This window comes from Janthinobacterium sp. TB1-E2, from assembly GCF_036885605.1.
Lineage (GTDB): Bacteria > Pseudomonadota > Gammaproteobacteria > Burkholderiales > Burkholderiaceae_D > Janthinobacterium > Janthinobacterium aestuarii.
Window position 1 is genome coordinate 4,207,395 of the sequence record NZ_CP142523.1, and the last position, 13,317, is coordinate 4,220,711.

Annotated in this window: 13 protein-coding genes; 9 read left to right on the forward strand and 4 right to left on the reverse strand. The window is 62.8% G+C overall.

Annotated features, from left to right (window positions below; all coding sequences use genetic code 11):
• Positions 1-292: 292 nt before the first annotated feature.
• Both OPV09_RS18880 and OPV09_RS18885 read left to right on the forward strand, forming a co-directional pair.
• Complete coding sequence (locus tag OPV09_RS18880; protein WP_338679099.1) at positions 293-2,263, forward strand: methyl-accepting chemotaxis protein; 1,971 nt, start codon at positions 293-295, stop codon at positions 2,261-2,263.
• A 49-nt stretch (positions 2,264-2,312) separates the two neighbouring features.
• Positions 2,313-2,585 carry a putative signal transducing protein gene (locus OPV09_RS18885; RefSeq protein ID WP_034755175.1) on the forward strand — a complete coding sequence of 91 codons (273 nt, stop codon included), beginning with the start codon at positions 2,313-2,315 and terminating at the stop codon, positions 2,583-2,585.
• A 1-nt stretch (position 2,586) separates the two neighbouring features.
• On the opposite strand, the gene OPV09_RS18890 is transcribed toward OPV09_RS18885, so the two are convergent.
• Positions 2,587-3,135: a thymidine kinase gene (locus OPV09_RS18890; RefSeq protein WP_034755172.1), complete on the reverse strand. Its 549-nt coding sequence runs from the start codon at positions 3,133-3,135 to the stop codon at positions 2,587-2,589.
• A 294-nt stretch (positions 3,136-3,429) separates the two neighbouring features.
• On the opposite strand from OPV09_RS18890, the gene OPV09_RS18895 reads away from it, so the two are divergent.
• Complete coding sequence (locus OPV09_RS18895; RefSeq protein ID WP_425323996.1) at positions 3,430-4,821, forward strand: pyridoxal-phosphate dependent enzyme; 1,392 nt, start codon at positions 3,430-3,432, stop codon at positions 4,819-4,821.
• Positions 4,818-5,999, forward strand: coding sequence for a PLP-dependent aspartate aminotransferase family protein (locus OPV09_RS18900; protein WP_338679100.1), 1,182 nt, complete (start codon positions 4,818-4,820; stop codon positions 5,997-5,999). The genes OPV09_RS18895 and OPV09_RS18900 overlap by 4 nt, the downstream gene beginning before the upstream one ends.
• Positions 6,000-6,106: 107 nt before the next feature.
• Here the strand turns inward: OPV09_RS18900 and OPV09_RS18905 are convergent, their stop codons facing one another.
• Complete coding sequence (locus tag OPV09_RS18905; RefSeq protein ID WP_338679101.1) at positions 6,107-8,314, reverse strand: penicillin acylase family protein; 2,208 nt, start codon at positions 8,312-8,314, stop codon at positions 6,107-6,109.
• Between the two features lie 15 nt (positions 8,315-8,329).
• The gene (locus OPV09_RS18910) at positions 8,330-9,166 is read right to left on the reverse strand and encodes a hypothetical protein (RefSeq protein WP_331776255.1); all 837 of its coding nucleotides are present in this window, start codon (positions 9,164-9,166) and stop codon (positions 8,330-8,332) included.
• A gap of 112 nt (positions 9,167-9,278) precedes the next feature.
• Here OPV09_RS18910 and OPV09_RS18915 point away from each other — a divergent pair, with 112 nt between their 5' ends.
• The 4 genes from OPV09_RS18915 (at position 9,279) to OPV09_RS18930 (ending at position 11,006) form a co-directional block, all read left to right on the forward strand.
• Positions 9,279-9,725 carry a DUF2939 domain-containing protein gene (locus OPV09_RS18915; RefSeq protein WP_319991278.1) on the forward strand — a complete coding sequence of 149 codons (447 nt, stop codon included), beginning with the start codon at positions 9,279-9,281 and terminating at the stop codon, positions 9,723-9,725.
• A gap of 124 nt (positions 9,726-9,849) precedes the next feature.
• A complete protein-coding gene (locus OPV09_RS18920; protein ID WP_338679102.1) occupies positions 9,850-10,353 on the forward strand; it encodes a DUF2939 domain-containing protein in 504 nt (167 codons plus the stop codon).
• Positions 10,354-10,404: 51 nt separating this feature from the next.
• The gene (locus OPV09_RS18925) at positions 10,405-10,617 is read left to right on the forward strand and encodes a hypothetical protein (protein ID WP_034755154.1); all 213 of its coding nucleotides are present in this window, start codon (positions 10,405-10,407) and stop codon (positions 10,615-10,617) included.
• Positions 10,617-11,006 (forward strand): nuclear transport factor 2 family protein, encoded by a 390-nt coding sequence (locus tag OPV09_RS18930; protein ID WP_338679103.1) that lies wholly within the window; start codon positions 10,617-10,619, stop codon positions 11,004-11,006. The genes OPV09_RS18925 and OPV09_RS18930 overlap by 1 nt, the downstream gene beginning before the upstream one ends.
• 52 nt (positions 11,007-11,058) lie before the next feature.
• Here the strand turns inward: OPV09_RS18930 and OPV09_RS18935 are convergent, their stop codons facing one another.
• Positions 11,059-11,274 carry a hypothetical protein gene (locus OPV09_RS18935; RefSeq protein WP_128142762.1) on the reverse strand — a complete coding sequence of 72 codons (216 nt, stop codon included), beginning with the start codon at positions 11,272-11,274 and terminating at the stop codon, positions 11,059-11,061.
• Between OPV09_RS18935 and OPV09_RS18940 the strand changes: the two genes are divergently transcribed.
• Positions 11,273-12,997 carry a methyl-accepting chemotaxis protein gene (locus OPV09_RS18940; protein WP_338679104.1) on the forward strand — a complete coding sequence of 575 codons (1,725 nt, stop codon included), beginning with the start codon at positions 11,273-11,275 and terminating at the stop codon, positions 12,995-12,997. The genes OPV09_RS18935 and OPV09_RS18940 overlap by 2 nt on opposite strands.
• Positions 12,998-13,317 lie beyond the last annotated feature (320 nt).

A 13,317-nucleotide genomic window follows, 5' to 3' on the forward strand; every position in this document is an offset into this window, starting at 1 on the left:
CTCAGCGGCGAAGACCAAAGCGCTTTATTGGAATCAAAAAAGTCAATGGGCTGTTTTTCCGATTCTTGATGTGGATGATGTTTTTACGCGAAAAATTAATTCCTGCGGGAAACACTTAGTAACAAAACGCAAGCAACATGCTATCATCGCGGCCTGAAATCCAGCTTGCCCGTGCGCGGCTCCCACAGCCGGCGCGCCTCCGTTTCAGCAGTATCCCCACCAGATCCCCTCCCCGCGTGTCATGTCATGACCAGGAATGGCCGAGCTGATTACCCTTTGCCAGACTCAAACTATGCCTACAATTTCGTTCTCCCCCCGCCACTGGAGTGTCGGCGGCAAGATTACCGTGTTCACGTTTGCCCTCGTCAGCCTGATCCTCGCCAGCCTGACGACCTTGATCAGCATCCGCACCTCGACCGCCCTGGAACAGCGTGCCGAAGCGGCCGTCACTAGCGAACTCAATAGCGTCATGACGACCACGCAAGTGTTCCATACGGCCATGGTCAACGAGGCGGCCAGCTTCGCGCGCCTGTTCGCGGCCGAATTTCCCGGCCCGTTCACGGTCGACGCGGGCGCCATGGTGGCCGTCGCTGGCAAGGCCACGCCCGCGCTGGCCAACGGCGGCAAGGTGCTCAACCTCGACACGGCCCTGGTCGACCGCTACACGGCCCAGACAGGCGTGATCGCCACCATTTTTGCCGCCAATGGCGATGAATTCGTGCGCATCAGCACCTCGCTGAAAAAGCAGGATGGCGAACGGGCCATCGGCACCCAGCTCGACCACAACCACCCCAGCTATGCGCCGCTGCGCGCGGGCCAGCGCTTCGTCGGCATGGCCACCTTGTTCGGCAAGCAATACATCACGCAATACGATCCCGTGCGCGATGCGGGCGGCAAGGTGGTGGGCGTGCTGTTCATCGGCCTCGATATCAGCAAGAATTTGGCCATGCTGAAAGAGAAGATTCGCCAGGTCAAGATCGGCCAGACGGGCTACATCTATATCGTCGACACGGCCCCCGGCGCCAATTACGGCCACCTGATGCTGCACCCGAACAGCGAAGGCAAGAGCGCGCTCGACTTCAAGGCCAGCGACGGCCGGTTGTTCATCCAGGACATGCTGGCGCAAAAAGACGGCGCCATGCGCTACACGTGGACGGCGCCCGGCGAAACGGCTGCCAGCGCGCGCGAAAAGCAGCTGTATTACCGTCAATTCAAGGATTGGCAATGGATCATCGCGGGCGGCACGTTCACGGACGAGATCACGGCGGAAGCGCGCCAGATGCGCAACCAGCTGGCCGTTTCCGGCTTCATCGCCCTGCTCGTCTTCGCCCTGCTGCTGTACTGGCTCGTGCGCACCCTCGTGTCGCGTCCGCTGGCCGCCGCCGAAACGGCCGCCGCGCAAATCGCCGCCGGCGACCTGACGGTGCACCTCGACACCAGCAGCCTGGATGAAATCGGCCGCCTGCTGCTGGCCATGAACCGCATCAGCGACAACCTGTCGCAAGTGGTCGGCAACGTGCGCGGCAGCGCCGGGCAAATCGCCACGGCGTCCGGTGAAATTGCCAGCGGCAACCTGGATCTGTCGAGCCGCACGGAACAGCAAGCCAGTTCGCTGGAAGAAACGGCCGCCTCGATGGAGGAACTGAGTTCCACCGTGCGCCAGAACGTCGATCACGCCCAGCAGGCAAGCCGGCTGGCGCACGACTCGTCCAGCCTGGCGGCGACGGGCGGCGCGGCCGTGGCGCAGGTGGCCAGCACCATGGACGCCATCCGCAGCTCGTCAAGCAAGATCGCCGACATCATCGGCGTCATCGACGGCATTGCCTTCCAGACGAATATCCTGGCCTTGAACGCGGCCGTGGAAGCGGCCAGGGCCGGCGAGCAGGGACGCGGCTTTGCCGTCGTCGCCACCGAGGTGCGCACCCTGGCGCAGCGCTCGACGGCAGCGGCAAAAGACATCAAGGACCTGATCCAGGCGTCCGCCAGCACGGTGGACCTGGGCCACGCCCAGGTGAGCCAGGCCAGCGCCACCATGGATACCGTGGTGGCCAGCGTGCAGCAAGTGAGCACCATCATGGCCGAAATCGCGCAGGCCAGCGAAGAGCAGCGCAGCGGCATCGAGCAAGTCAACCAGGCCATCGCCCAGATGGACCAGGTGACCCAGCAGAACGCGGCCCTCGTGGAAGAAGCGGCCGCGGCCGCCGACGCCTTGCAGGAGCAGGCGCAGGAGCTGAACCAGGTGGTGAGCGTGTTCAAGCTGTAAAAGCGGGCGCGGTGCTAAGATGGCGCATACCACCTTGCCAGGAGACGCGATGCACGACGACTATGTTTTGATTGCCCGGCTGATGATCCCCACGGATGCGCACGTCATCCGCGGCTGCCTGGCAGCGGCCGGCATCGACGTGCTGCTGACGGACGACCAGCACATGCAGGCCGACATGCTGCTGGCGGCCGCCATCGGCGGCGCCCGCGTCATGGTGCGCGAACACGACGTGGCGCGCGCCAATGACATCTTGGCAGCCTTCGAGCGGGGCGACCTGGCGCTGTCGGATGATGCCGACGTGGGTGCGCCCGTCGCTGATTAATTTACGAGTAGAAACAGCGCCCGCACGCCTGGCGGTAGCTTTCGTTGCCGCCAATACTGATCTGCTCACCTTCCTTGATGCGGCGGCCCTGCTCATCCACGCGGATGTTCATCGTGGCTTTCTTGCCGCAAGTGCAAATATTCTTCAATTCTTCGATATCGTCGGCCAGCGCCAGCAGATAGGCCGAGCCGGGGAACGGTTCGCCCTTGAAATCCGTGCGCAAGCCGTAGCAGATGACGGGCACGCCCTTCACTTGCGCCAGCTGGTGCAGCTGCTGCACCTGGGCCGTGCTGAGAAATTGCGCCTCGTCCACCAGCAAACAGGCGACCTGGGGAATATCGTCGAGGAAATTCGTGTCGGCATGGAAGATATCGACCTGGCGCTGCGGGCCCAGGCGCGAGGTGACCCGGCCCACGCCGTAGCGGCTGTCGATGGCGGCCGTGTACAGGCGCACCTGCTGGCCCTGCTCTTCATAGTTGTGCGCGACCTGCAACAAGGCCGTCGACTTGCCCGCGTTCATCGCGGAATACCGGAAATAAAGTTTTGCCACTGCCGCCTGCCCTGTCTGTCTGATTATTCTGGATACTGTTCAGCATCTTTTCGAGGCGTGATTATAAATCGCAATGGCGCGCTTGCGGCAGCTTAATAGTCGCGCCATTGGCGCGGCAAGCGGGCAAAAAACGGCGCATACTCGCATCGCGAACCTTGCCGCCGATATGCGAAGCGCGCATATGCAAGCATATAAACATTCGTTCGCCGCACTCGTCCGCCCGCCTACACTGCGCGGCACGGAAGGCGGCTCGGGACACAATCCGGAGCCGTTGTTTCTCTGACAGGAGCCACCATGAATGATCGAATGCCATCCCCATCCCAGCCGCCAGCGCTATACAAGCTGATCGGCAATACCCCGCTGGTCGAAGTGACCAGGCTCGACACGGGCCTGTGCCAGCTGTTCCTGAAACTGGAATCGCAAAATCCCGGCGGTTCCATCAAGGACCGCATCGGACTGTCCATCATCGAGGCGGCCGAAGCGGACGGCCGCCTGCAGCCGGGCGGCACCATCGTCGAGGCGACGGCCGGCAACACGGGCATCGGCCTGGCGCTGGTCGGCCGCATCAAGGGCTACCGCGTGATTCTCGTCGTACCCGACAAGATGTCGACGGAAAAAGTGCTGCACCTGAAAGCCCTGGGCGCGGAAGTGCACACCACGCGCTCGGACGTGGGCAAGGGCCATCCCGAGTACTACCAGGATTACGCGGCGCGCCTGGCGCGCGAACTGCCGGGCGCCTTCTTCGCCGACCAGTTCAACAATCCCGCCAATCCATTGGCCCACGAAACGACGACGGCGCCCGAAATCTGGGAGCAAAGCGGCCATGACGTCGACGCCATCGTCGTCGGCGTCGGTTCGTCCGGCACCTTGACGGGCCTGACCCGCTACTTCCGCAAGGCGCAGCCGAAGCTCGAATTCGTGCTGGCCGACCCGCAAGGGTCCATCCTCACCGAATACATCGACACGGGCAAAGTGGCCGACACGAGCGGCTCGTGGGCCGTCGAAGGCATCGGCGAAGATTTCATCCCGGCTATCGCCGACATGGACAGCGTCACCAAGGCCTACACCATCACGGACCAGGAAAGCTTTGATTCCGCGCGCGCCCTGCTGCGCGCCGAAGGCATTTTAGGTGGCTCGTCCACCGGCACGCTGCTGGCCGCCGCCCTCAAATACTGCCGCGAGCAGACGACGCCGAAGCGCGTCGTCACCTTTGTCTGCGACACGGGGACGCGCTACCTGTCGAAGGTCTACAACGATGGCTGGATGCGCGACCAGGGTCTGTTGCAGCGCGCCGTGTCCGGCGACTTGCGCGACCTGATCGGACGCCGCTACGACGAGGGCGACGTCGTCAGCGTGGCCCCGGGCGACACCCTGCTCACGGCCTTCAACCGCATGCGCGCCAGCGACCTGGCGCAGCTGCCCGTCATCGACGGCGGAAAACTGGCCGGCATCATCGACGAATCGGACTTGCTGCTGCACGTCTCCGGCGACGCCGCCCATTTCGCCTCGCTGGTGGGCGCCACCATGACGACGCAGATCGAAACGCTGGCGCCGTCAAGCGGCTTGCCCGCCCTGCGCGCCACCCTGGACCGGGGCTTGACGGCCGTCGTTGCCGACGATGCCGCCTTCTATGGCCTGATCACTCGCTTCGACCTTCTCAACCACTTACGCAGGACACTATCTTGAGCCAGGAAACCACCCGCAAGAGCCGCCTCGCCACGCGCGTCATCCACGCCGGCCAGTCGCCCGACCCGTCGACGGGCGCCATCATGCCGCCCATTTACGCCACCTCCACCTTCGTACAGGACAGCCCCGGCGTGCACAAGGGCCTCGACTATGGCCGCTCGCACAATCCCACGCGCTGGGCGCTCGAGCGCTGCGTGGCCGACCTGGAAGGCGGCAGCGCCGCGTTCGCGTTCGCCTCGGGCCTGGCCGCCATTTCGTCCGTGCTGGAATTGCTCGATGCAGGCAGCCATATCGTCGCCGGCGACGATATGTACGGCGGCACCTACCGTTTATTCGAGCGCGTGCGCCGCCGCTCGGCCGGTCACGAATTTAGCTATGCCGACCTGACCAATCCCGAGAACCTGCTGGCCGCGCTGCGCCCGGAAACGAAGATGGTGTGGGTCGAGACGCCCACCAACCCGATGCTGAAGCTGGCCGACTTGCGCGCGATCGCCGACATCTGCCGCGCACGGGGCATCATCGCCGTGGCCGACAACACGTTTGCCAGCCCGCTGGTGCAGCGCCCTTTGGAACACGGCTTCGACATCGTCGTCCATTCGACCACCAAGTATTTGAACGGCCACTCGGACATCATCGGCGGCATCGCCATCGTCGGCGCGGAAGAACGCCAGGCGGATTGGCGCGAACAGCTGGGCTTTTTGCAAAACTCGGTGGGCGCGATTGCCGGCCCGTTCGACAGTTTTTTAGCGTTGCGCGGCGTGAAAACCCTGGCCATCCGCATGCAGCGCCATTGCGAAAGCGCCCTGGCCCTGGCGCAGTGGCTGGAGCAGCAAAAGGAAGTGCACAAAGTGTTTTATCCGGGGCTGGCCTCGCACCCGCAGCACGCGTTGGCGCAGCGCCAGATGGACGGTTTCGGCGGCATCATCTCGATCGACCTGAACACGGATCTGGCCGGCGCGCGCCGCTTCCTGGAACGCTGCGAGGTGTTCGCCCTGGCCGAAAGCCTGGGAGGCGTGGAAAGCCTGATCGAGCACCCCGCCCTGATGACGCACGCCAGCATCCCGGCCGAACAGCGGGCAAGGCTGGGCATCGGCGATGGCTTGATCCGGCTGTCGGTGGGGATCGAGGATATCGAGGATTTGCGGCATGATCTGCGCACGGCGCTCGATGCGATTTGAGGGGGTGATTGTCGGATTACGCTGCGCTAATCCGACCTACGGTATGCCGTGGCAGGTAGGTCGGATTAGCACGGCAACGCCGTGCGTAATCCGACACCTCACCAACTTCACTCCCCGGGCCGGTACCTGCGCTCCAGGTGCTTCGCCACGTCTTCGGGATAAAACAGCACCTCCTTGAATTCGCCCCGCGCATACATGGCCGCCTGGTCCTTGAAATGCGGCGATGTCGGGTCGCCGCTCTGGCCACCGGCAAGGATGCTTTTCGCCTTGATGCGCGGGCCGAATTCCACGGCCGCGACAAAGCTGTTGCCACGCTCGCCGTAAATCCTGCGCGTGGTGCTCTTGCTGCTCTGTCCATACGCGGCCAGCGCGCCCCAGTTGCCCGACGCATAAGGCACGGGCAAGCTGGCTTGCGCATCGTCGAACGGCTGCACCACGTCGCCCGTCAGGCGCTGGAAGCGGTTGATCTCGCCCCAGGGCGTTTGCCAGTTGCCGAAATCGCGCTGCAGTTTATCGGCCGCCGTCGCCAGGGCAGCCAGCCGTTGCGCCGCCGTGACCTTCTCCGTCGCCAGAAAATCGACCACGGGTACGCCCTGCTCGCGCGCCTGTTTCCCTGCCAGCTCGGCCAGCTCCTGGCCCCAGAACACGGCCAGCGAGGTGGCCGTGGACGTCAGTGAATAGCACCAGTCCCAGGCGCGAAGCAAGGCCACCTTGTCGGCCAGCGCCAGCTGTTGCGCGTCACCGGCCGGCAACGCATCGTACGCCGCGAACAGCGGCGGCAGCAGCGCTTCGAACGCCGTCAGTTCGCTGTCGTACGAGGCGGCGATCAGGCTGTCGAGGGTAAAACCTGTTTTATTCTGGAAAACCTTGACGGCATGCAGGCCGCGCGCGTTTTCGCCATACACGGACATGTAGGCGGGATAATCGTGCTGGCGCGGGCTGTTGGCGCCGGCCGCCGAATACGGCCAGTTGTTCGTGTTCTGGATCCAGCCATTCTTCGGATTGAACAGGGTGATGGTCTGCGCCACCGTGTGCAGTCCTTTCCATTCCGTGGCCGGGTCGCTGCCGTCAATGGGCTGCTTCCAGTTGAAGCGCGGGTCGCGCACGGGGATGAAATTGCCATGAAAGTAGGCGATATTGCCATCCGCATCCGCGTACACGGTATTGTTCGACGAATTCGTGCGCAGTTCCATCGTCTTGTAGAACGCCGCGTAATCGCGCGCCTTGGTGCGCGTGTACGACTGCGTCAGCGCCTTCAACGGTTCGTTCATCAGGCGCACGGCCACCCATTTACCATCCAGCGCGCGCACGATGGGGCCGTGATGGCTGTAGTAGACGGTGATGGTTTTCGAGCCCATGCCGCCGTTCGCCAGTTTATATGGCAAGGTAATCGGCACAGATTTCAAGGCGCGCAGGCCGCCGTCATAGCGGTAGAACCAGGCGCCATCCTTGTCGACGATGCTTTCCAGGTATTCGTCGATGACGTCGCCGCCACCCGAGGTATGCATCCAGCCGAGGCGGTCGTTAAAACCCTGGTAGACGAAGAACTGACCCCAGGTAACGGCGCCATATGCATTCAAGCCTTCGCCGCTGGTGACTTGCACTTCGGGACGGAAGTAGAACGAGGTGTGCGGGTTGATCATCAAGAGCGCATGGCCATTTTTCGTGATCGCGGGCGCGATGGCGAAACCGTTCGAGCCGCTCGGTTCAGGCTCCAATCCAGTTTCCACGCTGGCCAGCGCCACGGTGGCGGGCCTGGCCTGCTGACCATAAAACGCTTCGAACTGCGCCAGGTTGATCGATTCGATATCGCCGCCGATGCTGCCCTCGCTGAAACTCAAGGCCATCCACGGCTCAAAATGCGCGATCAGTCTGGGTTTGACGTGCGGATGCGTGGCCAGGTAAAAATTCAATCCATCGGCAAACGCATCCATCAACTTGCGCAGCCACGGCGGGCTGGCGCGGTACTGCGCCTGCAGCTCAAGCGGGTCGATGAAGAGCTTCATGCGCAGGTCGCGGTACAGCTCCCGTTCGCCCTCCACTTCCGCCAGCCGCCCCATGGCGTTGATGTAATTGAGTTCCACGCGCGGGAAATCGTCCTCGGCCTGCGCATACATCAGGCCAAAGACGGCATCCGCATCCGTCTTGCCCGTCACATGGGGCACGCCCCACGTGTCGCGCGCGATACTGACATGGGCGGCCTGCGCCTGCCAGCGGGCCATGTCAGTGACAGAAACGGCGGGCGCGGCCAGCACGGGAGGAGCGGCGACGGCGCCGCAGGCGATGGCGGCAAACAAGGCACGGCGAGCTGGCATTCACTACTCCAATAATCAGGATGCGTCGATGAGAGTTGCAATCCGCTGGTTGAGTTCCACATTTTCCGCCTGCAGCTGCGCCACCTTCTGTTTCAGGCTGGCGATCTCGCCGCGCAGGCGCTCCGCTTCGGACGGAGCCTGGGCCGCGTTGTCCGCCCAAGGCTCATTGCCCGTCTCCGGCGTATCCTGAGATACATGCACCTTCGGCTCGCGCGGCGTGCGCGTGGCGGCGCGCTGTTCGCGGATTTCCTTGGCCGCCTGGCGCAGCAGTTTTTTACCACCGGCGACGGCTGCCACCTGTTCTTCCGGCGGCAGGGATGCCACGGTGGCCGCCGCATTGATGGAGATCGTGCCCGAACGGACGGCTTCCACCAGTTCCGGCGACGCCGCTTTCTGGATCTTCTCGATCTGGCTGATCTGGTTGCTGCTCAACCGCGCCGCCTTGGCCACCTCTTCGCGCGTGCTCATGGGGGGCTTGGGCGCGTTTTCGCCGTCGGGCGCATCCTGGGCGCTGACGGGTGCCGGGCTGCGCGCGGCGACGATTTCCTTCTTGCGCAGGGCCAGCACGCCGCGCTGGAAGTCCGACACGCTGCGGCGCGCCAGGTGATTGTCGATCATCCACAGCATGACGTCGTCGAGCGAGCTAAAGCTGGTGTTCTGGATAGTCTTGAATTCGATGCCGTGCTGGCGGCAGATGGCGTAGCGGTTATGCCCGTCGATCAGCACGTCGTTCCACAGCACCAGCGCATCGCGGCAGCCTTCGGCCAGCAGGCTGCGCTCGAGCGCCGCGTACTCGCTGGCGGTGAGCGGGTCGATATACGACTGCAGCACCTGATTGATAGTGATATTCATGGTTGTCCTCAATATTGCGGCGCGATGGTCCGCGCCGGCACGAATGCTACACCATCCGACATGCCTGGCCGGGTAAAATCACGGCGGCACAGCTCATACAAAAACACGGACCATGAAAAGAAAGTACGCCACCGCGATCATTTTTGGCGTTGCCGCCATCGGCTTCACCTGGGTCAGCCCCTACATCGCCATGTACCGCATCAGCATCGCGGCAAAATCCGTGCGCCTGGAAACCCTGGCGCAGCAGGCCGACCTGCCCGCCGTGCGGGCCAGCGTGGCGCGCCAGCTGCGGGCGGCCGGCGAAACGGCCAATGAAGACGATTTCAAGGAAATGCTCGACACCATCGTCTCGCCGCCCGGCATCACGGTGCTGATCCTGCACGGCAAGCAGGGGGCGGACGGCAAGCGCCACGACTTCGGCATGGCATACCGCTCGTGGAATGAAGTGGTGCTGCGGCGCAGCGGCGCCGGCTCTGCGGCCAGCCAGTTCCTGCTGCGCCGCCATGGCATCTGGGACTGGAAACTGGCGGACATTACCTTGCCGCCGGAATTACTCTGACGAAACTTGATCTAAAACAACACTTACCTAAACCGCCATATTGATTTTGGGAAATATTATGTAGAATGCCAACACTTCAGGCGCACCGGGTCGCCAGGGATCCGAGAGATCGCAGATGAAAAGAATGATGCTTCTCGCTGTAGCGGTACTGGTCGCGCTGGCCGGCGTCTTCTATGGCAGCCCGTATTTCACCATGGACAAGATCCGCGCGGCCACCATGGACGAGGATAGCCAGGCTCTGGCTGCACAGATCGACCTGCCACAGCTGCGCGGCAGTCTCGGGCAGCAACTGCATGCCCTGTTCTCGGCGCCGGAAGTGGCCGACGACATCAGACCCGACGTGATCGATCCCTTGCTCGACACCATGCTGATGCCCGAAGGCATCGTCGCCTTGATGAAGCTCAATGACCGCTACGAAAAACCACTCGCCAAGGTCAGCGACATCAGCGGCCGCAAGCGCAACACCAAGCCCGACTACAAACTGCGCTACACCTCCTGGAACAGCGTCGTGGTGCAGCGCGCCCACAGCAAAAGCCATATCGGCGAATTGACCCTGACGCGCGATGGCCTGTGGAGCTGGAAACTCACGTCGGTGGCGCTGCCCAAGAATCTGCTGGCCGACGCTTAAAACGGCCGCGCACTGCTATCATCTGCCCAACCACATTTCTTTGGAGGCAGCATGTCAGACCTGGTACAACACGCCCTGACCCACGCAGGCAAACCGGCCACCACGCCCTGGGTGGTGACCTTGATCAACGGTGAAAAACTCACCGGCCCCATTTCCCCGCTCAGCGACGGCTGCTACGCCATCGGCCTGGGACAAATCAAGTATTTTTCCAGCGACAAGGTCGCCTGCCTGAATGTATCGGGCGCCGGCGCGTTTCCCATCTGATGACGGGGCCGGAGGGGCCGGACGCCGCGGATCTGGCGGCGCAGCTGCAGGCGCTGGAAGCGGCGCTGCAAAGCCAGGCCGTGCGCGCCGACAGCGCCAGGCTGGCGGCATTGCTGGCCGACGAGTTCATCGAATTCGGCAGCTCGGGCACGCTATGGACGCGCGCGGCGACCCTGGCGGACTTGCCGGCGGAAGACTTTTGCCCGCGCAGCATCAGCGATTTCCAGGCCCGCTTGCTGGCCGACGACGTTGCCTTCGTTACCTACCGTTCGCAGCGCCACGCCAATGGCGCCCTGCCCGCCAGCGCCAGCTTGCGCAGTTCGCTGTGGAAGTGGCGCGATGGCCGCTGGCAGATGACATTTCACCAAGGTACGCCGATACCTGTCTGAACAAGTATCCGATGTCGAAAAGTTGTTTTTTGACACGCAAAATGTCATTGATTTACTGAATTTTTTGTGCAACAATGAATTTAATAAATAAAACAAATAAATTATTGAAATCGGTTTTTTGAATTAATTCGATCCTCACACCACGAATCCGTGTCCTGGATAGAAAAGCACTGCGCAGGGAACGACCCGCTGCCAGGCAAGCGCCTGCCACTGGTCCCACGCAAGCCCCCTTTCTAATCGTCACCACGTATTTTGGGAGAGACATCATGGATAAATTCACCGTACGCACCCAGCTCACTCTGGCTTTCGGCCTGCTGGTCTTTTTCCTCATCGGCATCTCGATCCTGTCCGTGCGGAGTTTCTCCACCTTCAACGCCGGCTTTGACCAGTATGTCAACGGCATCACGGCCCGCGCCAATACGGCGCACCGCGTGCGTGACGCGATCGACATGCGCGCCGTGGCGGCCAGGAACCTGGTGCTCGTCACCAAGCCGGAAGACCTGGAAATCGAACGCAAGCAGGTCTTGCAGGCGCATGCCGATGTCGTCAAGAACATGCAGCTGCTGCTGCAACTGGCACAGCGGCCGGAAGTATCGGACGAGGTGCGCGCCATCATCAGCAAGATCGACAGCATCGAAAAACGCTATGCTCCCGTGGCGCTGGGCATCGTCGACCTGGCGCTGCAAAAGAAAACCGAACAAGCCATCGTCAAGATGAACGAGGAATGCCGTCCCCTGCTGGCCGCCCTCGTCGCCGCCAGCGATGAATATTTCGCCCTGACGGACAGGCACTCCGCCGTCATCCTGCAGGAAGACAAGGAGCACTACATTCTCAACAGGAATATCCTCATCGGCGCCAGCTTGCTGTCCATCGTGCTGGCGGGCCTGGCTGGCTGGCTCATCACGCGTAGCTTGCTCAAGGCGCTGGGCGCAGAACCGAAACAGCTGTGCGACGCCGTCAGCCTGCTTGCCGCTGGCGATCTGACAGGCAAACTCAGTGTTGCACCGACCGATAGCGTCAGCGTGCTGTCGGCGCTACAGCGCATGCAGGAGTCGCTGACCACGGTCGTATCCTCCGTGCGCCAGGATTCCGACACGGTCTCATTGGCCGCCGAGGAAATCTCCACCGGCAATGGCGACCTGTCGCTGCGCACGGAACAGCAAGCCAGTTCACTGGAAGAAACCGCTTCCTCGATGGAAGAACTCACGAGCACCGTACGCAAGAATGCGGAAAATGCCCGCGAAGCCAATGTGCTGGCCACGACCGCATCGGACGTCGCCAGCAAGGGTGGCGCCGTGGTGGGCCAAGTGATGGGCACCATGGACCTGATCAGCGAGTCGTCGCGCAAGATTGTCGACATCATCAGCGTCATCGACGGCATCGCCTTCCAGACCAATATCCTGGCCCTGAATGCGGCAGTGGAAGCGGCGCGTGCCGGCGAACAGGGCCGCGGCTTCGCCGTCGTGGCCACTGAGGTGCGCGGCCTGGCGCAGCGCAGCGCCAGCGCGGCCAAGGAAATCAAGGCGCTGATCGATGATTCCGTGAGCCGCGTCGATGCGGGCTCCAGGCTGGCAGCGCAAGCGGGCACGACGATGTCCGAGGTGGTCGCCAGCGTCGCCCGCGTCAGCAACATCATCGCGGAAATCACGGTGGCCAGCCAGGAACAGTCCACCGGCATCGAGCAGATCAACCAGGCTGTCGCCCAGATGGATAACGTCACGCAGCAAAACGCGGCCCTGGTGGAAGAGGCGGCGGCGGCGGCCGAATCGCTGCGCGACCAGGCCAGCCATCTGGTACAAACCGTGAGCATCTTCAAGACGCACGACAGCCATGTGGCGGCACCCGCGCCAGCACCTGCGCGCGCCAGCCGCAAGCCGCTGCGCCTGGTACCGGCGCCTGCCAGCAGCCCCGTCAAGCGCCAGGCCGCACCGGCAAAACACCGTTCCGTACAAGCGGAAGCCGTGACGGCCGGCGACTGGGAAGAGTTTTAATTGACCAGACCGGGCATGCGGCCACGCATGCCCCACGTCACACGCACAGGGAGATAGTCGCAGGCGGCGCCTCCCTGTCGCGCAGCAACAACAAGCCCCGTTCCAAAAAAATCCGCGGCAGCTGTTGTATTTCCCGTGCCCGGGCACGGTCAGCGCCGCAAAAACCATCGCTCTGTTTGCGCTCCCGCAGGAAACCCCATCACCATGCCAGGCCGCTGTTGCGCTCGCACAAGCCTGCCGGCACTCCACTATGCACCCACCAGATATTGACGACAAATACGATTTTATTCGTGTATTCAGTCGAAACAGATATGAATAGC

Bases quoted from the DNA above. Each gene is read 5' to 3' on its own strand.
- OPV09_RS18935 (WP_128142762.1), bottom strand. From the start codon at position 11,274: ATGATGTCTCTCCCAAAATACGTGGTGACGATTAGAAAGGGGGCTTGC.
- OPV09_RS18905 (WP_338679101.1), bottom strand. From the start codon at position 8,314: ATGCCAGCTCGCCGTGCCTTGTTTGCCGCCATCGCCTGCGGCGCCGTC.
- OPV09_RS18940 (WP_338679104.1), top strand. From the start codon at position 11,273: ATGGATAAATTCACCGTACGCACCCAGCTCACTCTGGCTTTCGGCCTG.
- OPV09_RS18910 (WP_331776255.1), bottom strand. From the start codon at position 9,166: ATGAATATCACTATCAATCAGGTGCTGCAGTCGTATATCGACCCGCTC.
- OPV09_RS18925 (WP_034755154.1), top strand. From the start codon at position 10,405: ATGTCAGACCTGGTACAACACGCCCTGACCCACGCAGGCAAACCGGCC.
- OPV09_RS18915 (WP_319991278.1), top strand. From the start codon at position 9,279: ATGAAAAGAAAGTACGCCACCGCGATCATTTTTGGCGTTGCCGCCATC.
- OPV09_RS18920 (WP_338679102.1), top strand. From the start codon at position 9,850: ATGATGCTTCTCGCTGTAGCGGTACTGGTCGCGCTGGCCGGCGTCTTC.
- OPV09_RS18930 (WP_338679103.1), top strand. From the start codon at position 10,617: ATGACGGGGCCGGAGGGGCCGGACGCCGCGGATCTGGCGGCGCAGCTG.
- OPV09_RS18885 (WP_034755175.1), top strand. From the start codon at position 2,313: ATGCACGACGACTATGTTTTGATTGCCCGGCTGATGATCCCCACGGAT.
- OPV09_RS18880 (WP_338679099.1), top strand. From the start codon at position 293: ATGCCTACAATTTCGTTCTCCCCCCGCCACTGGAGTGTCGGCGGCAAG.
- OPV09_RS18895 (WP_425323996.1), top strand. From the start codon at position 3,430: ATGAATGATCGAATGCCATCCCCATCCCAGCCGCCAGCGCTATACAAG.